Source organism: Actinoallomurus oryzae, from assembly GCF_039541955.1.
In the GTDB taxonomy this organism is placed as follows: domain Bacteria; phylum Actinomycetota; class Actinomycetes; order Streptosporangiales; family Streptosporangiaceae; genus Actinoallomurus; species Actinoallomurus oryzae.
In genome coordinates this window covers 208,088-234,206 of sequence record NZ_BAABHF010000035.1, presented here as the reverse complement: position 1 = coordinate 234,206, position 26,119 = coordinate 208,088, and the positions used below count along the sequence as shown (strand labels likewise).

At 71.7% G+C, this 26,119-nt stretch carries 24 protein-coding genes; 15 read left to right on the top strand and 9 right to left on the bottom strand.

From position 1 onward, the window contains the following. Positions 1-11: 11 nt before the first annotated feature. On the top strand, positions 12-1,928 hold the full coding sequence (locus tag ABEA10_RS29660; RefSeq protein WP_345469481.1) for a TIGR03960 family B12-binding radical SAM protein: 1,917 nt from the start codon (positions 12-14) through the stop codon (positions 1,926-1,928). A 19-nt stretch (positions 1,929-1,947) separates the two neighbouring features. Here the strand turns inward: ABEA10_RS29660 and ABEA10_RS29655 are convergent, their stop codons facing one another. Further along, positions 1,948-2,676: a hypothetical protein gene (locus ABEA10_RS29655; protein WP_345469480.1), complete on the bottom strand. Its 729-nt coding sequence runs from the start codon at positions 2,674-2,676 to the stop codon at positions 1,948-1,950. 167 nt (positions 2,677-2,843) lie between these two features. Between ABEA10_RS29655 and ABEA10_RS29650 the strand changes: the two genes are divergently transcribed. Beyond that, positions 2,844-4,028: a sensor histidine kinase gene (locus ABEA10_RS29650; protein ID WP_345469478.1), complete on the top strand. Its 1,185-nt coding sequence runs from the start codon at positions 2,844-2,846 to the stop codon at positions 4,026-4,028. Further along, positions 4,025-4,696, top strand: coding sequence for a response regulator (locus ABEA10_RS29645; protein ID WP_345469476.1), 672 nt, complete (start codon positions 4,025-4,027; stop codon positions 4,694-4,696). The genes ABEA10_RS29650 and ABEA10_RS29645 overlap by 4 nt, the downstream gene beginning before the upstream one ends. Positions 4,697-4,993: 297 nt before the next feature. Here ABEA10_RS29645 and ABEA10_RS29640 read toward each other — a convergent pair whose 3' ends face one another. Continuing rightward, entirely contained in the window at positions 4,994-5,212 is a 219-nt protein-coding gene (locus ABEA10_RS29640) for a hypothetical protein (protein ID WP_345469475.1), read from the bottom strand. Between the two features lie 92 nt (positions 5,213-5,304). On the opposite strand from ABEA10_RS29640, the gene ABEA10_RS29635 reads away from it, so the two are divergent. From ABEA10_RS29635 to ABEA10_RS29595, 9 genes are all read left to right on the top strand, one after another. After that, positions 5,305-6,369, top strand: a complete 1,065-nt coding sequence (locus ABEA10_RS29635; RefSeq protein WP_345469474.1) for a LacI family DNA-binding transcriptional regulator — start codon at positions 5,305-5,307, stop codon at positions 6,367-6,369. 36 nt (positions 6,370-6,405) lie between these two features. After that, positions 6,406-7,059, top strand: coding sequence for a hypothetical protein (locus ABEA10_RS29630; protein WP_345469472.1), 654 nt, complete (start codon positions 6,406-6,408; stop codon positions 7,057-7,059). Positions 7,060-7,126: 67 nt separating this feature from the next. Then, a complete protein-coding gene (locus ABEA10_RS29625) occupies positions 7,127-7,945 on the top strand; it encodes a TIGR03936 family radical SAM-associated protein (protein WP_345469470.1) in 819 nt (272 codons plus the stop codon). 164 nt (positions 7,946-8,109) lie between these two features. Continuing rightward, entirely contained in the window at positions 8,110-10,614 is a 2,505-nt protein-coding gene (locus tag ABEA10_RS29620) for an Rne/Rng family ribonuclease (protein WP_345469468.1), read from the top strand. 298 nt (positions 10,615-10,912) lie between these two features. Continuing rightward, positions 10,913-11,227, top strand: a complete 315-nt coding sequence (gene rplU / locus ABEA10_RS29615) for a 50S ribosomal protein L21 (protein WP_285585043.1) — start codon at positions 10,913-10,915, stop codon at positions 11,225-11,227. A 10-nt stretch (positions 11,228-11,237) separates the two neighbouring features. Next, positions 11,238-11,495, top strand: a complete 258-nt coding sequence (gene rpmA / locus ABEA10_RS29610; RefSeq protein WP_290119150.1) for a 50S ribosomal protein L27 — start codon at positions 11,238-11,240, stop codon at positions 11,493-11,495. A gap of 177 nt (positions 11,496-11,672) precedes the next feature. Beyond that, a complete protein-coding gene (gene obgE / locus ABEA10_RS29605) occupies positions 11,673-13,139 on the top strand; it encodes a GTPase ObgE (protein WP_345469462.1) in 1,467 nt (488 codons plus the stop codon). A gap of 22 nt (positions 13,140-13,161) precedes the next feature. Beyond that, a complete protein-coding gene (gene proB, locus ABEA10_RS29600; RefSeq protein WP_345469460.1) occupies positions 13,162-14,304 on the top strand; it encodes a glutamate 5-kinase in 1,143 nt (380 codons plus the stop codon). 9 nt (positions 14,305-14,313) lie between these two features. After that, positions 14,314-15,567 (top strand): glutamate-5-semialdehyde dehydrogenase, encoded by a 1,254-nt coding sequence (locus ABEA10_RS29595; RefSeq protein ID WP_345469459.1) that lies wholly within the window; start codon positions 14,314-14,316, stop codon positions 15,565-15,567. Here the strand turns inward: ABEA10_RS29595 and ABEA10_RS29590 are convergent. The 3 genes from ABEA10_RS29590 to ABEA10_RS29580 all read right to left on the bottom strand — a co-directional run bounded on the left by ABEA10_RS29590 (position 15,536) and on the right by ABEA10_RS29580 (position 18,218). Beyond that, positions 15,536-16,957: a phospholipid carrier-dependent glycosyltransferase gene (locus ABEA10_RS29590; protein WP_345469457.1), complete on the bottom strand. Its 1,422-nt coding sequence runs from the start codon at positions 16,955-16,957 to the stop codon at positions 15,536-15,538. The genes ABEA10_RS29595 and ABEA10_RS29590 overlap by 32 nt on opposite strands. Before the next feature lie 131 nt (positions 16,958-17,088). Then, positions 17,089-17,649 carry a hypothetical protein gene (locus tag ABEA10_RS29585; RefSeq protein ID WP_345469455.1) on the bottom strand — a complete coding sequence of 187 codons (561 nt, stop codon included), beginning with the start codon at positions 17,647-17,649 and terminating at the stop codon, positions 17,089-17,091. After that, entirely contained in the window at positions 17,646-18,218 is a 573-nt protein-coding gene (locus tag ABEA10_RS29580; protein WP_345469454.1) for an RNA polymerase sigma factor, read from the bottom strand. The genes ABEA10_RS29585 and ABEA10_RS29580 overlap by 4 nt, the downstream gene beginning before the upstream one ends. 151 nt (positions 18,219-18,369) lie before the next feature. On the opposite strand from ABEA10_RS29580, the gene ABEA10_RS29575 reads away from it, so the two are divergent. The 3 genes from ABEA10_RS29575 to ABEA10_RS29565 all read left to right on the top strand — a co-directional run bounded on the left by ABEA10_RS29575 (position 18,370) and on the right by ABEA10_RS29565 (position 21,279). After that, positions 18,370-18,711, top strand: a complete 342-nt coding sequence (locus ABEA10_RS29575; protein WP_345469452.1) for an ArsR/SmtB family transcription factor — start codon at positions 18,370-18,372, stop codon at positions 18,709-18,711. Positions 18,712-18,767: 56 nt separating this feature from the next. Then, positions 18,768-18,965 carry a hypothetical protein gene (locus ABEA10_RS29570; protein WP_329241212.1) on the top strand — a complete coding sequence of 66 codons (198 nt, stop codon included), beginning with the start codon at positions 18,768-18,770 and terminating at the stop codon, positions 18,963-18,965. A gap of 118 nt (positions 18,966-19,083) precedes the next feature. Further along, positions 19,084-21,279, top strand: a complete 2,196-nt coding sequence (locus tag ABEA10_RS29565) for an MMPL family transporter (protein ID WP_345469449.1) — start codon at positions 19,084-19,086, stop codon at positions 21,277-21,279. Positions 21,280-21,365: 86 nt separating this feature from the next. Here the strand turns inward: ABEA10_RS29565 and ABEA10_RS29560 are convergent, their stop codons facing one another. From ABEA10_RS29560 to ABEA10_RS29545, 4 genes are all read right to left on the bottom strand, one after another. Continuing rightward, positions 21,366-23,609: a glycoside hydrolase family 3 N-terminal domain-containing protein gene (locus ABEA10_RS29560; RefSeq protein ID WP_345469447.1), complete on the bottom strand. Its 2,244-nt coding sequence runs from the start codon at positions 23,607-23,609 to the stop codon at positions 21,366-21,368. Positions 23,610-23,717: 108 nt separating this feature from the next. Next, positions 23,718-24,866: an ROK family transcriptional regulator gene (locus ABEA10_RS29555; RefSeq protein ID WP_345469445.1), complete on the bottom strand. Its 1,149-nt coding sequence runs from the start codon at positions 24,864-24,866 to the stop codon at positions 23,718-23,720. Between the two features lie 191 nt (positions 24,867-25,057). Next, positions 25,058-25,573, bottom strand: coding sequence for a hypothetical protein (locus ABEA10_RS29550; protein ID WP_345469443.1), 516 nt, complete (start codon positions 25,571-25,573; stop codon positions 25,058-25,060). A gap of 24 nt (positions 25,574-25,597) precedes the next feature. Next, on the bottom strand, positions 25,598-26,041 hold the full coding sequence (locus ABEA10_RS29545) for a hypothetical protein (RefSeq protein ID WP_345469441.1): 444 nt from the start codon (positions 26,039-26,041) through the stop codon (positions 25,598-25,600). Positions 26,042-26,119 lie beyond the last annotated feature (78 nt).

Below are 26,119 nucleotides of genomic sequence, written 5' to 3'. Positions count from 1 at the left end.
AGGCTTCCGCCATGTCCGTCGAGTCGCTGTTTCCCCGCCTGGAGCCGCTGCTCCCCGCGGTGCAAAAGCCGATTCAGTACGTCGGCGGTGAGCTGAACTCCTCGGTCAAGGACTGGGACGAGGCGCGGGTCAGGTGGGCGCTGATGTACCCGGACGCGTACGAGGTGGGGCAGCCGAACCAGGGCGTCCAGATCCTCTACGAAATCCTGAACGAGCGCGAGGGCGTGCTCGCCGAGCGCACCTACAGCGTGTGGCCCGACCTCGAGGCGCTGATGCGCGAGCACGGCATCCCGCAGTTCACCGTGGACGCCCACCGTCCCGTCGGCGCCTTCGACGTGTTCGGGATCAGCTTCTCCACCGAGCTCGGCTACACCAACATGCTGACCGCGCTCGACCTCGCCGGGATCCCGCTGCACGCCGCGGACCGTACCGACGACCACCCGATCGTGCTCGCGGGCGGGCACGCGGCCTTCAACCCCGAGCCGATCGCCGACTTCCTCGACGCGGCCGTGCTCGGCGACGGCGAGGAGATCGTGCTCGCCATCACCGAGGTGATCCGCGAGTGGAAGGACGAGGGCCGCCCCGGTGGCCGCGACGAGCTGCTGATGCGGCTGGCGCGCTCCGGCGGCGTCTACGTCCCGCGGTTTTACGACGTCACCTACCTGCCCGACGGCCGGATCCAGCGGGTCGCGCCCAACCGGCCCGGCGTGCCGTGGCGGGTGGCCAAGCACACGGTCATGGACCTCGACCAGTGGCCGTACCCGAAGAAACCCCTGGTGCCCCTCGCCGAGACCGTGCACGAGCGCTTCAGCGTGGAGATCTTCCGCGGCTGCACGCGAGGCTGCCGCTTCTGCCAGGCCGGCATGATCACCCGGCCGGTGCGGGAACGGTCGATCACCACGATCGGCGACATGGTCCAGACGGGCCTGAAGGAGTCCGGCTTCCAGGAGGTCGGGCTGCTGAGCCTGTCCAGCGCCGACCACTCGGAGATCGGCGACATCGCCAAGGGCCTGGCCGACCGGTACGAGGGCACCAACACCTCGCTGTCCCTGCCGTCCACGCGGGTCGACGCGTTCAACATCACGCTGGCCAACGAGTTCTCCCGCGGCGGGCGCCGCTCGGGCCTGACGTTCGCGCCCGAGGGCGGCTCGGAGCGCATGCGCAAGGTCATCAACAAGATGGTCTCCGAAGACGACCTCATCCGCACCGTGACCACGGCGTACGAGAACGGCTGGCGGCAGGTCAAGCTCTACTTCATGTGCGGGCTGCCGACCGAGGAGGACGAGGACGTCCTGGCCATCGCCGACATGGCCAGGCGCGTCATCCAGGCGGGCCGCGAGGCGTCCGGGCGCCGTGACATCCGCTGCACCGTCTCGATCGGCGGGTTCGTGCCGAAGCCGCACACGCCGTTCCAGTGGGCCGCGCAGTGCGACCACGAGACGGTCGACCGGCGCCTGCGCGCACTGAAGGACGCGCTGCGCCGCGACAAGGAGTACGGCCGCGCCATCGGTCTGCGCTACCACGACGGCGAGCCGTCGATCATCGAGGGCCTGCTGTCCCGCGGCGACCGCCGGGTCGGCAAGGTCATCCAGGCCGTCTGGGAGGACGGAGGCCGCTTCGACGGCTGGAGCGAGTTCTTCAGCTTCGACCGCTGGCGGTCCTGCGCCGACAAGGCCCTGGAGGGCGTCGACCTGGACTGGTACACCGTCCGCGAGCGCGACGAGGTCGAGGTCCTGCCCTGGGACCACCTGGACGCCGGCCTGGACCGCGAGTGGCTGTGGCAGGACTGGCAGGACGCGATCGACGAGACCGAGGTCGAAGACTGCCGCTGGACCCCGTGCTACGACTGCGGCGTCTGCCCGACGATGGACACGGAGATCCAGATCGGCCCGACGGGCAAGAAGCTCCTCCCGCTGACCGTCGTCTGACCCTCGAACGGCGCCGCGGTCATCCCAGGGACGAGACGAACCCGAGGACCAGCACCACCAGGGCGGCGACGCCGAACCGTGCCACCGACCGGCGGGTGGGACGGGGTCCACCGAACAGGACCGCGAGTCCGAGAGGTACGAGCGCGACGCACAGCCCCGACGTGCCGACGATCGACAACGGCGTCGTGCCCTTCAGGACCCCGAGCGGCAGGAGGGCCGTGAGCGCCAGCGCGAGGCAGCGCGCCGGGCCGAGCGCACCGGAGCGCCAGGCTCCGACCGCCAGCACGACCCAGCCGAGCATGACCGCGAACGAGGCGTACTGGAAGATGTGGAACGCCTGGTAGGAGTCGGCGACGGCGGCGGTGGCCGGCCTCCGGCCCTGGGTGTCGACGAGCCGGAAGGCCAGATGGTCCACCCCGGCATGGAACGTGCGGGCGAACAGCCCCACCAGGGTGAGCCCGCCGCCGAACGCCGCCAGGGTCGGCCGGGTCGCGCCGATGCGAACGGCCAGGGCACTGACGGCCGGCCACAGCGCCACGGTCCCGGCCGCGAAGCAACTGTAGGACGCCGTCATCAGCGCCGGGTGCTCGTCGTAGGCGGCCAGCTGGTCGGGGAAGAAGAAGTGGAACCTCGCCCTCAGCAACACCCCGAACAGCAGCAGGACGGGCCCGAGCACCAGCGAGGACCCGGCGAGCCACCGTCCCGGAAACGCGAAGACGACGTGTGCCGAAGGCTGCGTTGAAGACATGCCCACAGACTGCCCGCGCAGATGTCCGCGGAGGATCGCCCCACGATCGGCATTCCGCGTTCAGCCTCGCGTGGACACCACCCGCCGGCACGTCGGCGCGATCCTCCCCAGGGATGATCCACTCTGGTCTGATGCGGCGGATGACCTGCGCCGATAACGTGCCCTCCGTGGACGAAGCCGACTTCGAGGCCCGCCAGACGTACCTCCTGCGCCGGGGCCACCTGCGCGCCCTCGACGTGCCTCTGGCGGTCGTCCTGGTCGCGGTGGATGTGGTGGTCGCCGGGAACATGCTCAAGGACCGGCCGGACTTCGCCCTTTCCTTCCTGGCGTCCTGCCTGACGGCGGTCGCGCTCGGCCTGGTCGTCGCGGTCCGGCGGCGGTGGCCCCGGCGCGCGTTGACGGCCGCGGCGGCCCTCTCGTGCGTCGCGGCCGTGACCGGCGTGCTGTGGGATCCGTTCGCGGCGACCGCGCTCGTGCTCTGCACCGTCGCGACCGTCGAGTCCCCGCGGCGTTCGGCCCGCGCGCTGGGAGGGTGCGTGGCCGCCGCGACCGTCGCCGCGGCGGTCGCCCAGATCGTTCACCCCCGGTACGGCGTGGCGGCGGCCGTCGGCTGGACGGCGGCGGCCTGGCTGCTGCCCGCCGGCGGGTGGCTGGCCGGTCACCTGCTGCGGCGCCGGAGGTGGAACGCGGCGTTCCTGGAGGAGCAGCGGGCGCGCCGGATCCTGGCCGACGAGCGGTTGCGGATCGCCCGCGAGCTGCACGACGTGGTCACGCACGGCGTGGGACTGATCGCCGTCAAGGCGGGGGTCGCCAACCACATCGCCGAGGTGCGCCCCGAGGAGGCCCGCGAGGCGCTGCGGTTGATCGAGACGACCAGCCGTGACGCCCTCGCCGAGATGCGGCGCCTGCTCGAAGTGCTGCGCCGTGACTCGACGCCGGGGACCGATCTCACCCAGCCGGGCGTCGGCGGGATCGAGGACCTGGCCGAGCGCGTCCGGGCCGCCGGGGTCGAGGTCGAACTCGCGGTGTCCGGTGAATCCGATCTCCCGGAAGCTCTCCAGCTCACCGTCTACCGGATCGTCCAGGAGGCCCTCACCAACGTGGTCAAGCACGCGGCTCCCACTCGTTGCCGGGCCACGGTGGACGTCTCGCCGTGCCGGGTGAGCATTCAGGTGGTCGACGACGGCGCGGCCCGCCCGGCCCCGGAACCGGGTCCTGGCGGACACGGACTGGTCGGCATGCGGGAACGCGTCGCGATGTACGGCGGATCCTTCAGCGCCGGACCCCGCGCCGAGGGCGGCTACGCGGTCGCGGCCACTCTCCCGTACGTCCGCGGCGGAGGCGGCCGGTGACCGAGCCGATCCGCGTCCTCGTCGCCGACGACCAGGCCCTGCTGCGCGGCAGCTTCCGCGCCCTGATCGAAACCGCTCCCGACCTGACCGTGGTCGGTGAGGCCGCCACCGGAGCCGAGGCCGTCGAGCTCGTCCACGCCCTGCGGCCCGACGTCGTGCTGATGGATGTGCGCATGCCCCACCAGGACGGCATCGAGGCCACCCGCCGGATCTGTCAGGACGCGGACAACGCGACGGTCCGGGTGCTCATGCTGACCATGTTCGACCTGGACGTCCACGTCTTCTCGGCCCTGCGCGCCGGCGCTGCCGGCTTCCTGCTCAAGGACACCCCGCCGGCCGAGCTCCTCAACGCCATCCGCGTCGTCGCCGCGGGCGAAGCCCTCCTGGCCCCTACGGTGGCCCGCCGCCTCATCGCCGAGTTCGCCCGCAGCCCGCAATCCACCCGCCCGCTTCCGCGCGCCCTCGACGGCGTGACCGACCGGGAACGCCAGGTCCTCACCCTCGTCGCGCGCGGCCTGTCCAACACCGAGATCGCCGAGCACCTGCACCTGAGCCTGGCCACCGTGAAGACCTACATAGGCCGCCTGCTCACCAAACTCCAAGCCCGCGACCGTGCCCAGCTAGTGATCATCGCCTACGAATCCGGCCTGGTCACCCCCGCCCCTTAGCCGAAGCCGCCGCAAGGGGGACGGCGCCCCGAAAACAAGGCAGCCCTGTGAGGAGGTCTCCGCGGGAGCGGAGAGTCTCACAGGGCTTGTCGCCGGGGGCCGGAGCGGACGGCCTTCGGCCGGCGACGGATGACGGTGGGATCCGGGGCCGCGCGCGTGCTTCGTGCGGCTCGGCCGCCGGATCAGGTCGGGCTCAGCCGGGCGGGATCGGGCGGGTGCTCGGTCCGCGCCCTGGGCTGGGCGGGAGGCTCGGCCTACGGGCGGGTGCTCGGTCCGCGCCTCGGGCCGGGCAGGAGCTCAGCCCGCGGACGGGGCCGGGCAGGGGTCGACCCGGTCGGCGGTGCGGCGCAGCATGCCCGCGAGGTGCGCGCGGGCGGTCCGCCGGACCTGGGCCGCCGCCTCCTGGCGCGGGGTCGGCCGGTAGGCGACCTTGGGTGCCTCCGGACGCGAGTCGAGCAGGTGCTGCCGCGCCTGACGGCGAGCGGACTCGAACGCGATCATCTGCAGCGGTTCCATGTGCCCTCTCTAGGTCTCTGTATCGATTCAGAACCAGGCACGAGCCTACGGCCAAGTCGCTTCTGAATCAATTCAGAAATAGGGTCTCCGGTGTGGAACGCGTCACGCTGCAGACGATCGCCGACCGGGTCGGCGTCTCACGAACGACCGTGTCGAACGCCTTCTCCCGGCCCGACCAGCTCAAACAGGAGCTGCGGCAGCGGATCATGGAGGTCGCCGAGGAGCTGGACTACCCGGGGCCGAACCCCGCCGCCCGTACGCTCCGCCGCGGGCGTGCCGGAGTGATCGGGGTCGTCTTCACCGAGACGCTGTCGTACGCCTTCGCCGACTCCTACGCCGTCGGCTTCCTGCGCGGGCTCAGCCGCGTGGCCGAGCAGTCCGGCACCGGCCTGCACCTGATCGGCTGGCCCTCGCCCGGTGTCGCGGAAGAGGTGATCGGCGACGCCGTCGTCGACGGCTTCTGCCTCTTCTCGCCGGAGGCCCACCCGCTCGTCGAGACCGTCATGCGCCGCCGTCTGCCCGTCGTCACGGTCGACCACCCGTACGTCCCCGGCGTGCCGTTCGTCGGCATCGAGGACCGGACCGCGGCGAGCGAGGCGGCCACCTGCCTGCTCGAGCTTGGGCACCGGCGCATCGCGATCATCGCGGCGCAGCCGATGGCGGCCCAGAGTCCCGGCCGTGGTCCCGAGCCGGCCTGGCTCGACATCGACCTCGTCGCCGGTCACCGCTTCGGCGCGGGTCGTGCCCGGGTGGCCGGCTACCACGACGCGTGTCTCAAAGCGGGTCTGAACTGGTCCGACATCCCGATCTACCCGACCACCAACGACCGGGAGATCGCGCGCCGGGCGGCCGCGCGGATCCTCGACCTGGACCCGCGCCCGACGGCGGTGATCGCGGCCACCGACGAGATCGCCTTCGGGGTGATGGACGTCGCGGCCCAGCGGGGCATCGACATCCCGGGCGAGCTGTCCGTCGTCGGGTTCGACGACGTGCCCGCCTCCGAGCCGGCCGGGCTCACCACCGTGCGCCAGCCGATCACCGAGAAGGGCACCACCGCCGGGCGGCTGCTGCTCGAACCGGCCCAGGACGACCCCGCGCCGTGCGTGCTGATGGACCACCGGCTGATCGTCCGTCGCACCACCGCGCCGCCCGCGTAGACGAAACGAAAAGCCTCACGCCCGCGTCATAGGTGAGTGAACAGCGTGGACAACGGCTCTCCGGGCTGCGTGACGATCCCTCTCCTGATCATCGTTCTGCCGGTACGCCTCCTGTGGGAGGTGCTGAGCGTGATCGGACGGCTCCTCGGCGCGTACGTGCTGCGCCCCCTCGGATGGCTGCTCTACAACGCCCTCGTACGACCCGTGGCGTGGGTCCTGCGTGAACTGGTCTGGCGTCCGATCCGCTGGGCGCTGCGCGTGCTGGTGGTGGTGCCGCTGCGATGGGTGGGCCGGCGGATCCTGCTCCCGCTGGGGCGCGCGCTCCTGAGGTACGTCCTGGTGCCGCTGCTGAGCGGTCTCGCCTGGCTCGTCATGCTCGTCGCACGGCCCGTCGGGCGGGTGCTCGCCGCGCTGTGGCGCGCCGTGCTGTGGCCGGTTCTGGCTGCGTTCGGCCGGCTGCTCGCCCACACCTGGCGGCTCGCCGGCGTGATTCTTCACCACCTTCTCGTACGGCCCCTGAAATTTCTGTGGCGGGTGGTGTTGCGGCCGGTCCTGCGGGCCGTACGCCGAATCTGGCGGGCCACGGTGGTACCGGCGGCGCGCTGGTTCCGCCACCATGTGGGGGAACCCGTACGCGCGGCCGGACGTTCGGTCTCCAGGGCACTCGGCCTGGATGCACGGCGTCCGTGACCCCGTACTCTTAGAACAAAAGACTTTCGCACTGGCACGAGTAGGAAGGATCAAAACACTGGCACCCATGCCGGAGGGCCCGGCGCCGGCCCCCGTGACCCAGCGGCTTCGCGTGCGCTACGCCAAGCGCGGCAGGCTGCGGTTCACCAGCCACCGAGACATCTCCCGGGCCGTGGAACGCGCCATCCGGCGCGCCGGGATCCAGGTGGCGTTCAGCGCCGGATTCAGCCCCCACCCGAAGATCTCGTATTCGGGTGCGGCGGCCACTGGTGTCGCCAGTGAGGCGGAATACCTCGAAATCGGGCTTGCCGCCCCCTGCGATCCAGGCCGGCTGCGGGCCGATCTCGACGACGCGCTACCCGAGGGTCTGGACATCCTCGACGTCGTCGAGGCGCGCAACGGAACTCTGGCGGACCGCCTGGAGGCATCGAGCTGGCTCGTACGTCTCGACGGGGTCGCCCCGGAGACCGCCGGCGCCGCCGTGGCCGCCTTCATGGCGGCCGATGAGATCGAGGTCGAACGCCTCACCAAGAAGGGCCGCCGGAGCTTCGACGCCCGTGGCGCGGTCATCGCGTGCGAGCTCGACCGGCGCGCCACCGAGGGCGCGGATGCGCAGTGTGCCATACTTCGAATGGTTGTTCGGCACACGACACCCGCTGTTCGACCTGACGACGTCCTCACCGGACTTCGGCTTGTGGCCGGCCTCGCGCCGCCGTCGCCTCCCTTGGTGACGCGGCTGGCGCAGGGACTGCTCGCCGATGACACCGGTGAGCTCACCGACCCGCTGGCCCCCGACCGGCAGACCGCACCGGCAGGCGATGTCGCCGCCGCGCACGCGGACGCCGTACGGATGGCGGAGCCGGACGCCGTCGGTGCCCAGCCGTAGGCGATTTCCGTGCATCGCATGGACTCTCGCCGAAAGCCGGGCGCACCCCTCATGACTTTGTCGGCACGACCCGAAGGGCCGAGCCGGCGCCAACGAGAAACGGATCGCTCCTGCGCGGCGCACCCTGGCGGGTCGCGCCCGGGAGCTGACGGGAGAACGCCCGCATGCTTGACAACGAGATCGGTGACGCCACAGGCGGCACTGAGAACACCGGCAATGAATCGACTGGTGAGACCACGAAGGTGAGCCGCCCGCGCCGGGCCAGTCGCCCGGCCGGGCCGCCTCCTGAGCCCGAGGAGAGCACACCGTCCGCGCCCGTGGGCGAGGACCAGGCTCGTCCTGCCAAGACGACCCGCGCCCGCCGGACCACGCGCAAGGCCGCGGCCGAGGCGCCGGAGGCACCGGCCGCCGAGACGCCGGTGAAGGCCGAGGCCACGGTGAAGACCGAGCCGGCGGCGCCGGCCGTCTCCAGCGCGCCCAAGAGCCCGGAGGTCCCCGACGCGGCGTTCCAGCCGCCGATGGTCGTCTTCCAGCCTCCGGCCATGCCCGCCGAGGAGGCCCCGCCGCGCCGGCCCAAGGCCGAGAGCCAGGCCAAGCCCAAGGCCGAGAGCCAGGCCAAACCCAAGGCCGAGCCCAAGCAGGAGGTGCCGAGGGCCGACGAGGCCGACGACCAGGCCGACGACGACGAGGGCACCGACAAGAGCGGGCGCCGCCGTCGCCGTCGTGGCGGCCGTGGCCGTGGCAAGGCCCGTGAGGGCCAGGAGGCCGAGGACACCGCCAAGGAGACCGACGAGGACTCCCAGCAGGCCGATGAGGAGTCCGCCGACGAGGGCGAGGAGCGCGAGGAGGCCGGCTCCTCTTCGAGCCGCCGTCGTCGCCGCCGCCGTCGCCGCGTGGGCGGGGGCGAGGGCGACGACATCGCGGGCGACGACCCGCCCAACACCGTCGTGCACGTCCGTGAACCCCGCGCCGTCGAGGACGAGGTGCAGGCGGTCAAGGGCTCCACGCGCCTGGAGGCCAAGAAGCAGCGCCGCCGCGAAGGACGCGAGCAGGGCCGCCGCCGGCCGCCGATCGTCACCGAGTCGGAGTTCCTGGCCCGCCGCGAGTCCGTCGAGCGCGTCATGGTCATCCGCTCGGAGGGCGACCGTACGCAGATCGGCATCCTCGAGGACAACGTGCTGGTCGAGCACTACGTCGACCGGTCGAGCCACCAGTCCTACGTCGGCAACGTCTACCTCGGCAAGGTGCAGAACGTCCTGCCGTCGATGGAGGCGGCGTTCGTCGACATCGGCAAGGGCCGCAACGCCGTGCTGTACGCCGGCGAGGTCAACTGGGACCTGGCCGGGCTGGAGGGCCAGCCGCGCCGCATCGAGTCGGCGCTCAAGTCCGGCCAGTCGGTCCTCGTCCAGGTCACCAAGGACCCGCTCGGGCACAAGGGCGCGCGCCTGACCAGCCAGATCTCGCTTCCGGGCCGCTACCTCGTGTACGTCCCGGACGGCTCGATGACCGGCATCAGCCGCAAGCTGCCCGACAAGGAGCGCACGCGCCTCAAGCAGATCCTCAAGAAGGTCATGCCCGAGAACGCCGGCGTGATCGTCCGGACCGCCGCCGAGGGCGCGGCCGAGGAGGAGCTGGCCCGCGACGTCTCGCGCCTGTCCGCGCAGTGGGAGAACATCAAGCGCCAGTCCAAGACCGCGAACGCCCCGGCCATGCTGTACGGCGAGCCGGACCTGACCATCCGGGTCGTGCGCGACATCTTCAACGAGGACTTCAGCAAGCTCGTCGTCCAGGGCGAGGACGCCTGGGACATGGTCAAGGAGTACGTCGGCTACGTCGCGCCGCACCTGGCCGACCGGCTCGAGCTGTGGTCCGACGGGGAGGACATCTTCTCCGGCTACCGCGTGGACGAGCAGATCGCCAAGGCCATGGAGCGCAAGGTGTGGCTGCCCAGCGGCGGCTCGCTGGTCATCGACCGCACCGAGGCCATGACGGTCGTCGACGTCAACACCGGAAAGTTCACCGGGCAGGGCGGCAACCTCGAAGAGACCGTCACCCGCAACAACCTCGAGGCCGCCGAGGAGATCGTCCACCAGCTCCGGCTGCGTGACATCGGCGGCATCATCGTCATCGACTTCATCGACATGGTCCTGGAGAGCAACCGGGACCTGGTGCTGCGCCGGATGCTCGAGTGCCTGTCGCGTGACCGCACCAAGCACCAGGTCGCCGAGGTGACCTCGCTCGGACTCGTCCAGATGACCCGTAAGCGCGTCGGCGGGGGGCTGCTGGAGTCCTTCTCCGAGCCGTGCGAGTGCTGCAACGGCCGCGGGATCCACGTGACGCTCTCGCCGGTCGAGCCGAAGGCCGACAAGTCCGGCGGGTCGAGCCGGCGCCGCAAGCGCAAGGGCGACATCGAGAAGGCCGTCGAGGACAAGATGGCCCAGGCCGAGCGCGCCAAGGAGTCCGCCAAGCCGGACGCCGGAGAGCCGGCCAAGGAGCCCGCCATGGCGGACAGCGGGGAGAACGGCCACGGCGCCGCCGAGCCCGTGGCCGCGGACCACGCCGGTCCTTCCGACCACGCCGAGGTGAGCGACACCGAGCCCTCCGCCAACGGACGCCGCCGGCGTTCCCGCCGGTCGCCGCGGGCCAAGTCCGAGGCCGCGGCCGACTGACGGGCATCCGGTACGGAGCGCGGCGGAGCACCGGATGGCCACGGCTTCCGGCCGTCGACGCGTCACCGACGTGCGCGCCCCGGGCCGTGGATCGGCACGCTTGTTGCCGGTCCACGGTTCGGAAGCGGCGTCCGGTTCGACCTTGAGGCTTCCGATCCGGTATCCTGGTCATCCGGCGCTTCTGCGTCGTTGTTAGCGCGCCTGAGGCCCCTCGCCCGACGGGGTGCAGGCAGCAGCTTCCGAAATGAGCTTCAGTTCGGTTAGTCGTGCCCGAGGCACGCAAAGGAAAGGTTCCGCGGTGTACGCGATCGTCCGTTGCGGCGGCAGGCAGGAGAAGGTGGCCGTCGACGACGTGCTCGCCGTCGACAAGCTGTCCGGTGAGGTCGGCTCCACGGTGACGCTGCCGGCAGTGCTCGTCGTCGACGGCGACAACGTCGTCAGCGCGCCCGCCGATGTGGCCAAGTACGAGGTCACCGCCGAGATCCTCGGGGCCACCAAGGGCCCGAAGATCAACATCATGCACTACCGGAACAAGACCGGGTACAAGCGGCGCATGGGTCACCGTCAGCCGTACACCCAGGTCAAGGTGACCGGTATCAAGGCCGGAAAGTAGGTCGCAGACAATGGCACACAAGAAGGGCGCCTCGTCCAGCCGCAACGGCCGTGACTCCAACGCTCAGCGGCTCGGAGTGAAGCGGTTCGGCGGCCAGGTCGTCAACGCCGGCGAGATCATCGTCCGGCAGCGCGGCACGCACTTCCACCCGGGTCCGGGTGTGGGTCGCGGCGGCGACGACACGCTGTTCGCGCTCGTCGCGGGCGCGGTCGAGTTCGGCCGCTACCGCGGCCGTCGCGCCGTCAGCATCGTCCCGCCGGCGGAGTAGGTCCGCCGAGCAACTCTGGGGCAGTTATGCCCTTGCGGGCCGGGTCGTCGCCCGGTGTTTGGTCCAGGGGGGCGACCCCCGGGAACCCCCGCTTGGGCGACACGCACGACTTCGAGACGAGGGCGGACCGATCAATCGGTCCGCCCTCGTCGTGTTTCACGACAGGAAGAAGGAACCATGCCGGATCGTGCCGTTCCCCCGGCGACGGGGGAGCACGACGGCCACCGGGACGATCATGCCCCCGCCCGAGGTCGCGCCCCGGGCGGCAAGGGCGCGCAGTTCGTCGACCGGGTGACGCTGCATCTGCAGGCCGGCAACGGCGGGAACGGCTGCGCCTCGGTGCACCGGGAGAAGTTCAAGCCGCTCGGCGGCCCCGACGGCGGCAACGGCGGGCGCGGCGGTGACATCACGTTCGAGGTCGACCCGAACTCCGCCAGCCTGCTCGAATACCACAAGCGTCCGCACCGCAAGGCGAGCGGCGGCAAGCAGGGACAGGGCTCGCACAAGAACGGCGCGAACGGCGAGGACCTCCTGCTGCCCGTGCCGAACGGCACGGTCGTCAAGACGCCGGCCGGCGAGATCCTCGCCGACCTGACCGGCGCCGGCACGCGGTTCGTCGTCGCCCAGGGCGGGCACGGCGGACTGGGCAACGCCGCGCTCGCCACCGCGCGGCGCAAGGCGCCCGGGTTCGCCCTGCTCGGCGAGCCGGGTGACGAGCTCGACGTCGTCCTGGAGCTGAAGACCGTCGCCGACGTCGCCCTCGTCGGCTTCCCGAGCGCGGGCAAGTCGTCGCTGATCGCGGCCATGTCCGCGGCCAAACCCAAGATCGCCGACTACCCCTTCACCACGCTCGTGCCCAACCTCGGCGTGGTCAGCGCGGGGGAGTCCGTCTTCACGGTCGCCGACGTGCCCGGCCTCATCGAGGGGGCCAGCCAGGGCAAGGGCCTGGGCCTGGAGTTCCTGCGGCACATCGAGCGCGCCTCGACGCTGGTGCACGTGCTCGACTGCGCGACCCTGGAGCCGGGCCGCGACCCGATCTCCGACTTCGAGGTCATCGAGGCCGAGCTGGAGGCCTACAACGCCCTCGGCGACCGGCCGCTGGCCGACCGGCCCCGGGTCATCGTCCTCAACAAGGTCGACGTCCCCGAGGCCCGTGAGCTGGCCGAGCTCGTACGGCCGGAGTTCGAGGAGCGCGGGCTACGGGTGTTCGAGATCTCGGCCGCCACGCACGAGGGCCTGCGCGAGCTGGGCTTCGCGATGGCCGAGATGGTGGACGCCTACCGCGCCGCGCAGCCGGCCGAGGAGCCCACCCGGCTGGTCATCCGGCCGGCGCCGGTCGGCGGGCCGGAGTTCGAGATCCGTCGCCTCGGCGACGGCAGCTTCCTGATCACCGGGGAAAAGCCGCGCCGCTGGCTCCGGCAGACCGACTTCTCCAACGACGAGGCCGTCGGGTACCTGGCCGACCGGCTGGCCCGGCTCGGCGTCGAGGAGCGGCTGGCCGAGGCGGGGGCCGAGCCCGGCGCGACCGTGCTCATCGGCACCGAGGACGACTCGATCGTCTTCGACTGGGAGCCGGAGGTGCTCGCCGGGTCCGAGCAGGGGCTGGGCCGCCGGGGCACCGACACCAGACTGGAGGGCCGATGACGCGCCGGAGGCGGACGAGCTGATGCGTACCGCGATCACGAGCGCCCGCCGCGTGGTGGTGAAGGCGGGTTCCTCCTCGCTCACCACACCCGACGGCGCGATCGACGCCGCCCGCATCGACGCGCTCGTCGACGCCCTGACCGGCTGGCGGAGCCCGGACGGCGGCAAGGGCCGCGAGGTGGTGTTCGTGTCCTCGGGCGCGATCGCCGCCGGAATGGGTCCGCTCGCTCTGCCGGCACGCCCGCGTGACCTGGCCATCCAGCAGGCGGCGGCGAGCGTGGGCCAGGGCTTGCTGATCGCCCGCTACGCGTCCTCCTTCGCGCGGTACGGCCTGGGCGTCGGGCAGGTGCTGCTCACCGCGGACGACATGATGCGGCGCTCGCACCACCGCAACGCCCGGCGCACGCTGGAGCAGCTCCTGGCCTTCGGCGTCGTGCCGATCGTCAACGAGAACGACACGGTCGCGACGGACGAGATCCGCTTCGGCGACAACGACCGGCTCGCCGCCCTGGTCGCCCACCTGGTCCGCGCGGACGCGCTGATCCTGCTCTCCGACGTCGACGCGCTCTACACCGGCGACCCGCGGCTGCCGGGCTCCCGCCGGATCGAGCACGTCCGCGGGCCCGCGGATCTCGGCGGCGTACGCCTCGGCGGCTCCGGGCGGGTCGGCACCGGTGGCATGGTGACCAAGGTGGAGGCCGCGCGGATCGCGGGCGTGCCGGTCGTGCTGACCGACGCCGCCTCGGTCGGCGCGGCGCTGGCCGGTGAGGAGGCCGGCACGTACTTCCACCCGCCGGCGACACGGCCGTCGGCACGGCGTCAGTGGCTGGCGCACGCCACGACCGGCCAGGGACGGCTACGGCTCGATCCGGGTGCGGTCGAGGCCGTCGTACGCCGCGGCAAGTCGCTGCTGCCCGCCGGGATCACCGGGGTCGAGGGCGACTTCAGCGCCGGAGACCCGGTGGACATGTGCGACGAGCAGGGCGGCCTGATCGCCCGCGGGCTGGTCAACTACGACGCGGGGGAGATCCCCGACCTCATGGGCCGCTCGACGCGCTGGCTGGCGCGCGAGCTCGGCCCGGAGTACGAACGCGAGATCGTCCACCGGGACGACCTCGTCGTCCTGGCGAGTGCGGAGACACCGTCGCGGTCGGCGGCGGGGTAGGAGGGGAGCATGACCACCCAGGAGCAGGTTCTCGACGTGGCGCGGCGCGCCCGGCAGGCGGCGGCCGAGCTCGCCCCGCTGCCGCGCGCCACCAAGGACGCCGCGCTGCACGCGATCGCCGACGCCCTCCTCGCCCGGTCCGCCGAGATCGTCGAGGCGAACGCCGGTGACGTCGCGCGGGCCCGCGAGGCGGGCACGTCCGAGTACATGATCGACCGGCTGAGCCTGTCCGCCGAGCGCGTCGAGAAGATCGCGGCGGCGGTACGCCACGTGGCCTCGCTGCCGGACCCGGTGGGGGAGTCGGTCCGCGGCTACACCCTGCCGAACGGCCTGGAGCTGCGGCAGGTCCGTGTGCCGCTGGGCGTGGTCGGCATCATCTACGAGGGCCGGCCGAACGTCACCGTCGACGCCGCCGCCCTGACGCTCAAGAGCGGCAACGCCGTGCTGCTGCGCGGCTCCTCCTCGGCGTACGACTCCAACGTCGCGCTGGTGGAGGTCATGCGCTCGGCGCTCACCGACGTGCCCGCCGACACCGTGCAGCTCGTCCCGGGCCGCGACCGCGACTCGGTGAAGTACCTCATGCGGGCCCGCGGCCTGGTCGACGTGCTGATCCCGCGCGGCGGCGCGTCGCTGATCAACTCGGTCGTGGAGGAGTCGACCGTCCCGGTGATCGAGACCGGCGTCGGCAACTGCCACGTCTACGTCGACGCCGACGCCGACCTCGGCATGGCCGTTGACATCCTGGTGAACGCCAAGACGCAGCGGCCGTCGGTGTGCAACGCGGCCGAGACGGTGCTCGTGCACCGCGACATCGCCGCCGACTTCCTGCCGCGCGCCCTGGAGGCCCTGCGCGCCAAGGGCGTCACCGTGCACGGCGACGAGGCGGTGCGCGCGTACGGCGACGACGTCGTGGCGGCCACCGAGGAGGACTGGGGATGTGAGTACCTCTCCCTCGACCTCGCCGCTGCCGTCGTAGGCTCGCTGGAGGAGGCGGTCGCGCACATCCGCCGGTACGGCTCGGCGCACACCGAGGCGATCGTGACGACCTCCCAGCCGGCGGCCCGGCGGTTCGTGGCCCTGGTCGACTCGGCGGCCGTCATGGTCAACGCCTCGACCCGGTTCACCGACGGCGAGGAGTTCGGCTTCGGGGCGGAGATCGGCATCTCGACCCAGAAGCTGCACGCCCGCGGTCCGATGGGGCTGCCCGAGCTGACCTCCACCAAGTACGTCGTCACCGGTGAGGGCCACCTGAAGGGGGCCTGACCCGGCCGGGCCGTCCGGCGAGGGCCAGCGCCGCGGCCAGACAGGCCACCGGTACGACCGGCAGGACGTACCGGTGGTCGAAGTCGAGGACCGCGACCGGCACGACCAGCAGCGTGACCGCCGTGCCCCACGGCAGCAGCGTGCCGCGCCGCAGGCCGAGCGCGCCCGCGAGGAGGATCGCCGCCAGGAACGGACCGCGCAGGTAGGCGGGGTACTGGTAGGCGCGCAGAACGGCCGCGTACGGCTCGACGGAGCGGTACTCCCCGGTGGCACCGGGGGCGTACGCGGACAGGGTCCGCCCCGCCCACGGCGGCACCCCGGTCGGTGCCCAGCGGCCCTTCGCGAAGCCGAACGCGGGAGTCACGCGCCGGGGGTGGCGGGCCGGTGTCCAGTGGAAGGCCAGCGAGACGTCGTGGCCGACCGCGCCGAGGTAGTCCAGCGGCTGGGCGAGGATCGCCCGTAGCGCGAAGGATCGTGCGAGGTCGTTGTTCGCGGCGGCGCCCCCGGGCGTGCGGTTGATCGGCGAGTCGGGGTCCCACACGTATTCGGAGGCCGCGTCCTGCCAGGTGCCGTTCGGGCACAGCGGAGCCTCGTCCGGCGGCGGCTGGATCCGGTGGCAGTCCGCGAAGGTCATGGTCCGTGCCCAGAGGACGACCCCGTCGGTCCCGGAGAGGGCGAAGCGGCCATGGTCGGCCCGGTACCAGCCGGCGAACACCGCCAGGGGCAGCAGCCCGGCGACCGCGGCGGCGGCGAACCGGCGTACGCCGATCCGGCGTGCCGCGAGGTAGGCCAGCACGAGCAGGAGCAGCGGCAGGCCCACACTCCGGGTCAGCGCGGCCAGGGCGAGCGACAGGCCCGCGCCCGCCGCCGCCCGCGCCGACGGGCGGCCGGGCGACCACATCAGCGCCACCACCGCGACGACCACGAGGAACAGGAACATCGTGTCGGACAGCACGGCGTGCTCGAGCTGGAGCATCTGCCCGTCGAACAGCACGGGCACCGTCGCGAGCACGGCGCCCCACGCGGGCACGCCCCTGCGGCGGAGCAGCGCGTACATCAGCAGGCCGGTCGCGAGGCCGAGGACGTGCTGGGCCGCGACCACGACGGGAACGCTGTGGAACGGCAGGAGCAGGCGCAGCAGCAGCGGATAGCCGATGCCACGGAAGCCCGTTCCGGGACGCGGGTGCAGGGCGAGGTCGAGGTACTCGTAGGAGTCGATGTAGTAGACGCGGCCGGGCCGGTATCCCATCATCGTCACGGCCCGCAGCCCGGCCGCGACGGTGAGGACCACCGCGAACGGCGCGTGCGCCGCCCACCGCGTGCGTGCGCCGGGTGGGCGGGACGGCGTGGGGGAGACCGGCGCCTCCACGCCGGCCACGGGGGACGCCAAAGCGACCAGCTCCTTACTGTAAATGAGTCCAATAGCGTGAGGACGGGCGTCACCGCCGCCGGGCGGTTCCCAGGAGGGCGGAGAGGCGGGGTCCGTCGGCGGGGGCTACGCGGTGACGGGCCTCACGCGGGTCAGTTCCAGTACGGGTCGTTCTCGAACACGCATGGCCCGACCGGCCCGGTCACCAGGTAGAACTTGAGCTTCCACAGCTTCGTGCGGTGCGACTCGGCGAGCTCCAGTACGAGCGTACGGCCGGGCTCGATGAGCTGCGGGGAGATCTTGAAGGATCGCACCGGCCGTTCCCGTTCCGGCCACACGAGCGGCTGGTGGGGGGGAGGGGCCGAGTCGACCTCGGTGCCCCGCACGCCGGCGCATCTCTTGTGCTGGGGCAGATACGTGATGTCGGTCCGGACGCCGTCGCCCGCGAGTTCCCGCTGCAGCCGGTCCGCCTCCCGGAACTCCTTGATGGTCACGGTGATCGAGCCGTCGGCGTTCCGGGTGACCGCGTAGGCCGCCGTGGCCTCGGAGCCGATCAGCGTGGGTACGGCGACCGCGGTGAGGGCCGCCACCGCGGCGATCGCGACGGCCACCGGCCGCGGCCTCGCCCACCACCGCGCCGTACCGCGTCGCCGGGCGGCTCGTCCCGCCACCTCGGTCTTCAGCTCCGCCAGGAGCCTGTCCTCGAAGGTCATCGCAGTCCCTCCACGGCGACGGTCAGATCGAGATCGGCGTTGCCGCGCAGCGACCGGCGGGCCCGGTGCAGCCGCACCCGGGCGGTGTTCTGCCGGATGCCCAGGACGGTGGCGGCCTCCCCGACGGTCAGCTCGTCGATCACCACCAGCTCGAGTACCGCGCGCTCGCTCGGGGGGAGCCCCGCCATGGCGGCCAGCAGCCGGCGTGCCGGTCTCTCCGCGTCGATGCGGTCCTCGAGCCGGGACACGTCGTCCGGGTCGAGCAGGCGGCGCCCGGCGATCCGGTGCTCGAGCCGCCGCTGCCGCGCCGCGCGCCGCCGGTGGGCCGCGAGCGTGTTGCGCGCCACGCCGTGCAGCCACTCGACCTCGGTGCCGTGGTCCGCTCGGTAGGTGTGCGCCGAGTCGATCACCGCGACGAACACGTCCGCGACCAGGTCGGCCACCAGGTGCGGATCGTCGACCCGGCGTGTCACGAACCGTGTGACCACCTCGATGTGGCGCCGGTAGAACCTTTCGAACGCCTCGGGGTCGGTGGCGACCTCCGCCGGTGATGCGTCGCTGCCGCGCACCCGCCCCGCCTCCTTCGCCGTCCGCCCGCTGACACCCTTACTTGGTCGTCGGCGGAAAAAGCGTTACATCCCGGGTTACTCGTCCGGTGGTGCCCGCGATGGATACCTGCTAACTTTTTCTTGCAGGAGCAAACAAAGATTAGGAGTCGACGTGCCGAACGGCGACGAACTCGTGGAGGTGCTGGCGACGCTCGCCAACCCGCATCGCCTGCGAGTCGTCGCGGCGCTGGCGCGTGAGCGCAACTACGTCAGCCGGCTGGCCCGCGAGCTGGGCATCAGCCGCGCGCTGCTCCAGGTGCACCTGCGCAAGCTCCAGGCGGCCGGGCTCGTGTCGGCCCAGATGGAGCTGTCCGAGGACGGGAAGGCGATGAAGTTCTACGAGGTGACCCCCTTCTCCATCCAGCTCACCCCGGAGGCCGTCGCGGCCGCCGTACTCACTCTCACCACACCTGAGATCGTCCAGCGCGGCGGCGAGGAGGAAACACCCAGATGAACGGGCATGCGCTAGCGGAAGTCGTCGGAGCCGCCGGACTCTCCACGGTGATCGCCGTGACCATCTGGCAGATCGCCGCCATCTGGCGGGCCAAGGTGCTGTCGCCACGCGAGGGCAGGTACCACCAGCTCGCCGAGACCACGGCGGCCGTACAGGAACGCACCGACCTGCAGCTCCGGGAGATCACCCTCGTGCTGGAGGACATGCGGGCGCGCCTGGCCTCGCTTGAACGGATCCTCAAAGAGGTCGAGTAAGGATCCGGATGCCCTGGGCCGCCGAGCTGCAACTCGGCGGCCCAGGTAGCGAAGAAGCATCACCTCGCCCGAGGGCGAGTTCTCGTCGAATACCCCTTCATGGAAAGGACAGCAGCTCATGCTGCGCATTGGCAAGTCGGCCGTGCCGGAGGCCGCCGGGCGAACTCCCGGCGGTCGCGGAGGCCCCGCTCCCGTGGTGGAGCGCGTCGCGGGATGGTCGGCACGGCACCGCGCCCTCGCCATCACGGGTTGGTTCGCCCTGGTCATCCTCGCCGTGCTCTCCAGCGCGCTGATTCCGGGCGAGGGCGCCGGCGGCATCGATCCGGGGGAGTCGGGCCGGGCCGAACGTGTCCTGGGCGCCCAGCACGCCTATGTGCCCGTCCTGGAGAACGTGCTCGTCCAGTCCCGTACGGACGGGCGGTTCGCCGACGACCCGGACCTGCGTCAGGCCGCGCGGGACCTGGAGGCGGCGCTCCAGCGGACGCCCGGCACCGTGACGGGCCTCCGCTCGCCCCTGGTGTCCGAGGACGGCCGCTCCGGGCTGGTCACCTTCCAGCTCGCCGGACCGGACGAGCGGGTGGACGCGCAGTACGACGCCGTCGTCCGGGCGGTCGCGCAGGTGGCGGCCCGCCATCCGGGGGCGCGCGTGGTGGAGGCCGGGGACCGGAGCCTGAGCTCCGCGGTCGACGAGGGCATCAAGGGCGACTTCCAGCGGGCCGAGCACTTCTCGATGCCGGTCACCGTGGTGATCCTGCTGGTGGTGTTCGGCTCGCTGATCGCGGCGGGGATTCCGCTGCTGCTCGCGCTCAGCACCGTCGTCGGCGCGTTCGGCCTGCTGCAGGTGGTCGATCACTGGACCCCGATCAACAGCGCGACCCATTCGATGGTGCTGCTGATCGGCGTCGCGGTCGGCATCGACTACTCGCTGTTCTACCTGCGGCGGGAACGCGAGGAGCGCGCCGCGGGGCGTACCGTGCGGGAGGCGCTGCGGATCACCGCGCGCACGTCGGGGCACGTCATCCTCGTCTCGGGCCTGACGGTGATGCTCTGCATGACCGGGCTGCTGTTCAGCGGGCTGGCCGAGCTGCGCGGGCTGACGATCGGCGCGGTGCTCGTGGTCGGCCTGGCGATGGTCGGCTCGGTGACCGTGCTGCCGGCGCTGCTGAGCCTGCTGGGCCGCTGGGTGGACCGGAGCCGCATCCCGTGGCTGGGCCGCCGGCGTACGGCGGCGGCGGAGTCACGGACGTGGACGGCCGTCGCGCGGGTGGTCGTGAGACGGCCGCTCGTCTGGGGCGGAGCGGCCGTGCTCGCGCTGGTGGTCATGGCGCTGCCCGTGTTCGGGATCCATCTTCAGGACGCGGCCGTGACCGACAGCCTGCCGCGCAGCGTGCCCGTCGTGGACGCCGCCGTCCGCATGCAGGAGGCGTTCCCGGGCACGCCGTCTCCGGCACGGGTGGTGGTGTGGGAGACGCGCGAAGGCGCGCTCGATTCTCCCGGCGTACGGCGGGCCGTCGACGACCTGCGCAGCGGCGGTGCGGAGCCGATCGCCCAGGCGAGGGTCGGCCGGGCGCTGCTCCTGCGGGTGCCCCTGGCCGACTTCGGCAACGGAGAGATGGCCGTCCGCGCGCTGGACACGCTGCGGCACAGGTCGCTGCCCGCGGCGTTCGGGCACGTGGACGGCGTCGAGTACGCGGTCGCCGGTAGGACCGCGCTGGCGTACGACTTCACCCGGCAGCTCTCCGGCCGTACGCCGCTGGTCTTCGGGTTCGTGCTCGTGCTGGCGTTCGTGCTGCTCGCCGTGGCGTTCCGCTCCGTCGCCGTGCCGCTCGTCTCGATCGCCCTGAACCTGCTGTCCATCGGTGCCGCGTGCGGTGTGCTCGGCTGGGTGTTCCAGGGCGGTCACGGGGGCTCGCTGCTCGGCTTCACCTCCTACGGAGGGATCGTCGACTGGCTGCCGGTGTTCATGTTCGTCATCCTGTTCGGCCTGAGCATGGACTACCACATCTTCATCCTCAGCCGGATCCGCGAACGCCGGTCGGGAGGGGCCGGTCCGCGCGAGGCGATCGTCGGTGGCATCGGCGCCAGCGCCGGCGTCGTGACCAGCGCCGCCGTCATCATGACCGCGGCGTTCAGCGTCTTCGTCGTGCTGACCGCGATCGAGTACAAGATGATGGGCGTCGGGCTGTCCGTGGCCATCCTGATCGACGCCACCCTCGTGCGCGGCGTGCTCCTCCCGGCCGCCCTGGCGCTGCTCGGCGACCGGGCGTGGGGCCGGGGCCCGGCCCGGCCGCAGACGAGCGAAGCCCTCGGCTGAGAGCGGCTGGGCCGCCCCGGCGGGTGGGTTGCGAACCCGCCGGGGCGACCGCCTCTCCCGGCGGAGGGCCGGTTGGTCGCCGTCGCCTAGTGGACGGTCAGGTCCGCGGACTTGCCGCCGGCGACGATCTTGTACTGGCCGGGGACGACCGACCGGGTGGACGACCCGTTGATGTCGCCCTGCGTCACGGCCAGGCGCGACAGCGGGAACGACAGCGAGACGGTCGTGGACTGGCCGGCCTTGAGCGGCACGCGGGTGTAGGCCACGAGACGGTTCGGCGGGACGAGGATGCGGCTGACCGGCTGCTGGGCGAAGACCGGCACCACCATGTCGCCGTCGCGGGATCCGGTGTTGGCGACCTTCACCGACACCTTCACCGTCCTGCCGCCCGAGACCGAGACGTCGTTCACCGTGTACGAGGTGTACGACAGGCCCGCCCCGAAGCCGAACAGCGGGTCGTAGGAGGAGCTCGTGCCGGAGTTGGTGCCCGCCAGCTGCTGGTAGAACATCGGCTCGTCGCCGGCGACCTTCGGCCACGACACCGGCAGGCGGCCGCTCGGGTTCGCCTTGCCGAACAGGACGTTCGCCACCGCCGTACCGCCCTCGCTGCCCGGCAGCCAGGACATCAGCAGCTGCTTGGCGTCGGCGGCACCGCCGAGCGCGAGCGGTCGCCCGGCCACGACCACCACGATCACCGGCTTGCCGGTGGCCTGCAGGTCGTCGACCAGCTTCTGCTGGTCGGCGGCCAGCTCGGGCGTCTCGTTGTCGTTGGTGCCCTCGGCACCGGGCTTCTCGCCGACCACGACGACGGCCGCGTCGGCGTCCTTGGTCTGGTCGACCGCGTCACCGGCGTCCTTGACCAGCTTGGCGTGGTCGCCGATGACGTTCTTGATGCCCTGGTAGATCGTGACGCCTGGATCGTTGACGCCGTCCGGGATGCCCTGCCAGCCGATCGTCCAGCCGCCGTCCTGGTTCGGGATGGAGTCGGCGCTGGGGCCGGTCACGACGACCTTGCCGAGGCCGGTCGACAGTGGCAGCACGTTCCCGTCGTTCTTCAGTAGCGTCTGGGACTCGGTGGCGGCCTGGACCGCAAGGTCCTTGTCGGCGCCGAGCACGATGCCGTCCGCCTGGGAGGCGTCGACGTACGGGTGGTCGAACAGGCCGAGCTTGAACTTCAGCGTGAGGATCCGCGAGACGGCCTCGTCGATCCGCCGCTTGGAGACCTTGCCGCTCTTGACGTCGGAGATCAGCCCGTTGACGAAGCCGTCGACGCTGCCCGGCTGGATCATCGCCATGTCCACGCCCGCATTGACCGCGATGGCCGCCGCGCCGGCGTACGAGTCGGTGAGGTGGTACGCCGTCTGCAGGTTCTCGACGTCCTGCCAGTCGCTGACGACGACGCCCTTGAAGCCCCACTGGTGGCGCAGCAGGTCGGTGAGCAGGTAGTGCGATGCGTGCGCCGGGATCCCGTTGATCGATCCGGAGTTCGCCATGAGGGTCAGCGCGCCGGCGTCGACGGCCGCCTTGTACGCCGGCAGGAACGTGTCCTGCAGCTCGCGCTGGTCGATGTGCGCCTCGGTGCGGTCGTGGCCGGAGAACGGCGCGGAGTAGCCGGCGAAGTGCTTCACCGTGCCCGCGACCTGCCCCGTCTTCTGCAGGCCCTGGATCGTGGCGGCGCCGAGCGAGCCCGCGAGGTACGGGTCCTCGGAGTAGGTCTCGTAGTAGCGGCCCCACCGCGTGTCACGGGAGATGTCCTCGACCGGGGCGAAGTCCCACTGCGGGCCGGTCGCCTTCACCGCGCGGGAGGTCGACTCGCCCATCTGCTCGGCGAGCTGTGCGTCCCAGGTCGCGCCGACGCCGACCTGCTGGGGGAACTTCGTCGCGCCGAGGACGTTGTTGTGCCCGTGCACGGCGTCGACGCCGTACACGATCGGGATGTGCAGGCGAGAGTGGTCGATCGCGTACTTCTGGACCGCGTTGACCATGTCGGCCCAGTCCTTGGGCGTGTTCTGCGGCGGTGTCTCACCGCCGCCGGACAGCACCGAGCCGGCCTTCAGGTCGGTCAGGATGTGCTTCTCGCAGGACTCGACCAGGGCGCCGCCGGACCACTGGCAGTCACCCTGCATGTTGAGCACCGCGGGCTGTGTCATCTGGCCCACCTTCTCCTCGAGCGTCATGCGCTTGAGGAGATCGGCCACCCGGGCGGGGATGGAGGCGTGCGGGTCCTGATAGCCGGACTGGGCGCTGGCGCCGGTCGCGCTGAGTGCCAGGCCGGAAAGGGTGACAGTGACGGCCAGCCCGATATGGGCGGCCCTGGACCTCAGTCTCATGCGCGTGTTCTCCAGGCGGGGGATCAAGAAGAGGTTCTGTGATCAAAGACCCAGCTGAAGATCAAATCAAGGCTTGAATTAAGGTTGGCCGAAGTCTGCCAGAATCGTTCAGGAGTTGAACGCGATCTGGAGAACGAGCGCGAGCGCGCCGAGCACCTCCGCGCGGTCGCCGAGGACCCCGGGCACGATCGAGACCAGCGAGGCCGCGCTGGCGATCGCCGACCGTCTCACCGCCTCGGCCATCGGATCCAGCAGCAGGTCGCCCGCCCGCCCCAGATCGCCGCCGACCACGACCCGTGTGGGGTTCAGCAGGTTGCACAGGCTGGCCACGCCGGCGCCGACGTACCGGCCGGCGTCGCTGACCGCGCGGCGGCAGGGCGCGTCGCCGGCCAGCGCCAGCTCGACGATGCGCGCGGTGGTCAGCCCGTCGCCGTGCGCGTGCCGCAGCAGCTCGGCGAGGTAACGGCCACCGGCGTAGGTCTCCAGGCAGCCGCGGTTGCCGCAGCGGCACATCGGCCCTCTCTCATCCAGCGTGAGGTGCCCGAGCTCGCCCGCGGTGCCGCCGGGCCCGTGGTAGAGCCGGCCGCCGATGACGATGCCGGCGCCGACGCCCGAGCTGATCTTGATGTACGCGGCGTCGGCGTGGCCGTGCGCCGCGCCCCACGTCATCTCGCCGAGCGCGCCGAGGTTGGCGTCGTTGTCGACGTGCACCGGGCGGCCGAGGCGCCGGGCGGCCTCGTCGGCGGCGTGGATGCCGGCCCAGCCGGGCAGGATGGTGCTCGACCCGATCGTGCCGGTCACCGCGTCGACCGGGCCGGGCACGCCGAGCCCGATCCCGACCACGTCATCGCGCGTCGCGCCGGCCAAGGACAGCAGCTCGTCCATCAGGCGCTCCGCCGCGAAGAGGCCGTCGGCCGCCGACGCGCCGACGTCGAGCGGCATGGCCCGCTCGGCGATCACCTCGCGGGCCAGGTTGCCGATCGCCACGCGCAGGTGCGAGTGACCGAAGTCGACACCCACGGCGAGTCCGGCGCCGGGCGCCAGCGACACCGCACGGGCACGCCGCCCGCCCGCGGACGTCGGCGTCACGACGAGCAGTCCGCCGGCGGTCAGCTCACGCACGATGTTGGAGACGGTGGCGCGCGAGAGCCCGGTGCTGCGCGCGATGTCGGCCTGGGTCGGCGCGCCGGACTCGCGGACGGCCTGGATCACACGCCGCTGGTTCGCCTCGTGGAGGGACGTCTGCGAGCCGGGCATCGCCATCAGTCCCCCAGCGGGTCGCCGCGTTCAACAAGTGAACTAAAGGTTACGCGCAACCCTGTCCGGAGTAACCCGCCTCGATGGATGCCCGGCTCCGCCCGGGGTCACCGGCCCGCTCGCGGTTCGGCCCGCGTGTCACGGGGCCGAACCGCCGGCTCGCCCTCACCGCGATCCGCGAGGACTCACTCTCACTCGTCCGGGCCGCACGACCACTTCTCTTCGAGGACCTCGATGATCTCCTCGCCGTACTGGTGCGGGCTCCACCCGTCCGCCAGGAACAGGTCCGTGACGACATCGGTGGTCACGGCCGCGGAGACCTCCGCGGAGTACTCCTGGGCCGCACCCCGCTCGGCCAGGTGACGCCGTGCGGCCTCGGCGTCGTTGACGCGCACGAGGTAGCTGGCCTCGACCTTCACCACGGACGGCGGAGCGCCGGAGTCATCCCCGGACTCCTCGCCGGAGTCGTCCGCCGCCGTCTCCTCCGCCTCCTCCTCGAGCTCGTCCTCGAGGTCGCTGAAGGGGTTTCCCCAGCCGGTGAGCTCGCCGGCGTTCACCACATAGGTGATCGCCGCGGTGCGCAGGCGGTTCACTGCCGCGATCACGGCCTTGGCATCATCGGGAGACTCGGCCAGTGCCCGCGCGTGTTGTTCGACGGCCGCTCCGATCTCCTCTGCGCCGCGCAGGAGATCATCTTTCGTGGCCATGGCCGTTCCCTTCCACTGGTATTGCTATTTCTTCTTGCGCCAGCCGAAGTGCCGTGTCTCGGACACCTCGCCGTGCTTGTTCAAGAACTCCGCGTGCACATGATCGCCTTTGGCGCATTCGTCACGGTAGCGGGCCCGGCCGCCATGGCTGACCGCTTCGCGGGCGGCCTTCTCCGCGTCCTTCTTGCTGCCAAAGATCCCTCCACCGGTGTTCTTCTTGCTGTTGGAGGAGGGCAAACGCTTAGCATAGGCGATGCCTTCTTCACGGCGCCCGGCGTCCTTCTGCCACTGGCGCATCTCCTGGCCGAACCGGCGGCTCGGCACCGAGCCGCCGCCGGGGAGGGCGAGCTCGGGACCGCCGAGGTGGAGGTCCTGGAAGGGGGTGCGGAGGTCTTCGGCGGTCTCTCTGAAGAACTTTCCGACCGCCGCGAAGACGCTTTTGGCTACTGCTCCTCCACCCGCGACCATGCTGCTCCTCGCCGTCGCCGTCATCACTCGGGTTGCGCACGGTTCCGTGAAGCGCGGATGACACGGAGCCGATAGGTT

What these genes read in the sequence shown, in the direction of transcription:
- proB (WP_345469460.1), top strand. Translation starts at nt 13,162, where the DNA reads ATGCGTACCGCGATCACGAGCGCCCGCCGCGTGGTGGTGAAGGCGGGT.
- ABEA10_RS29565 (WP_345469449.1), top strand. Translation starts at nt 19,084, where the DNA reads ATGCTGCGCATTGGCAAGTCGGCCGTGCCGGAGGCCGCCGGGCGAACT.
- ABEA10_RS29585 (WP_345469455.1), bottom strand. Translation starts at nt 17,649, where the DNA reads ATGACCTTCGAGGACAGGCTCCTGGCGGAGCTGAAGACCGAGGTGGCG.
- ABEA10_RS29545 (WP_345469441.1), bottom strand. Translation starts at nt 26,041, where the DNA reads ATGGTCGCGGGTGGAGGAGCAGTAGCCAAAAGCGTCTTCGCGGCGGTC.
- ABEA10_RS29560 (WP_345469447.1), bottom strand. Translation starts at nt 23,609, where the DNA reads ATGAGACTGAGGTCCAGGGCCGCCCATATCGGGCTGGCCGTCACTGTC.
- ABEA10_RS29555 (WP_345469445.1), bottom strand. Translation starts at nt 24,866, where the DNA reads ATGCCCGGCTCGCAGACGTCCCTCCACGAGGCGAACCAGCGGCGTGTG.
- ABEA10_RS29655 (WP_345469480.1), bottom strand. Translation starts at nt 2,676, where the DNA reads ATGTCTTCAACGCAGCCTTCGGCACACGTCGTCTTCGCGTTTCCGGGA.
- ABEA10_RS29550 (WP_345469443.1), bottom strand. Translation starts at nt 25,573, where the DNA reads ATGGCCACGAAAGATGATCTCCTGCGCGGCGCAGAGGAGATCGGAGCG.
- ABEA10_RS29595 (WP_345469459.1), top strand. Translation starts at nt 14,314, where the DNA reads ATGACCACCCAGGAGCAGGTTCTCGACGTGGCGCGGCGCGCCCGGCAG.
- ABEA10_RS29660 (WP_345469481.1), top strand. Translation starts at nt 12, where the DNA reads ATGTCCGTCGAGTCGCTGTTTCCCCGCCTGGAGCCGCTGCTCCCCGCG.
- ABEA10_RS29620 (WP_345469468.1), top strand. Translation starts at nt 8,110, where the DNA reads ATGCTTGACAACGAGATCGGTGACGCCACAGGCGGCACTGAGAACACC.
- obgE (WP_345469462.1), top strand. Translation starts at nt 11,673, where the DNA reads ATGCCGGATCGTGCCGTTCCCCCGGCGACGGGGGAGCACGACGGCCAC.
- ABEA10_RS29625 (WP_345469470.1), top strand. Translation starts at nt 7,127, where the DNA reads ATGCCGGAGGGCCCGGCGCCGGCCCCCGTGACCCAGCGGCTTCGCGTG.
- ABEA10_RS29640 (WP_345469475.1), bottom strand. Translation starts at nt 5,212, where the DNA reads ATGGAACCGCTGCAGATGATCGCGTTCGAGTCCGCTCGCCGTCAGGCG.
- rpmA (WP_290119150.1), top strand. Translation starts at nt 11,238, where the DNA reads ATGGCACACAAGAAGGGCGCCTCGTCCAGCCGCAACGGCCGTGACTCC.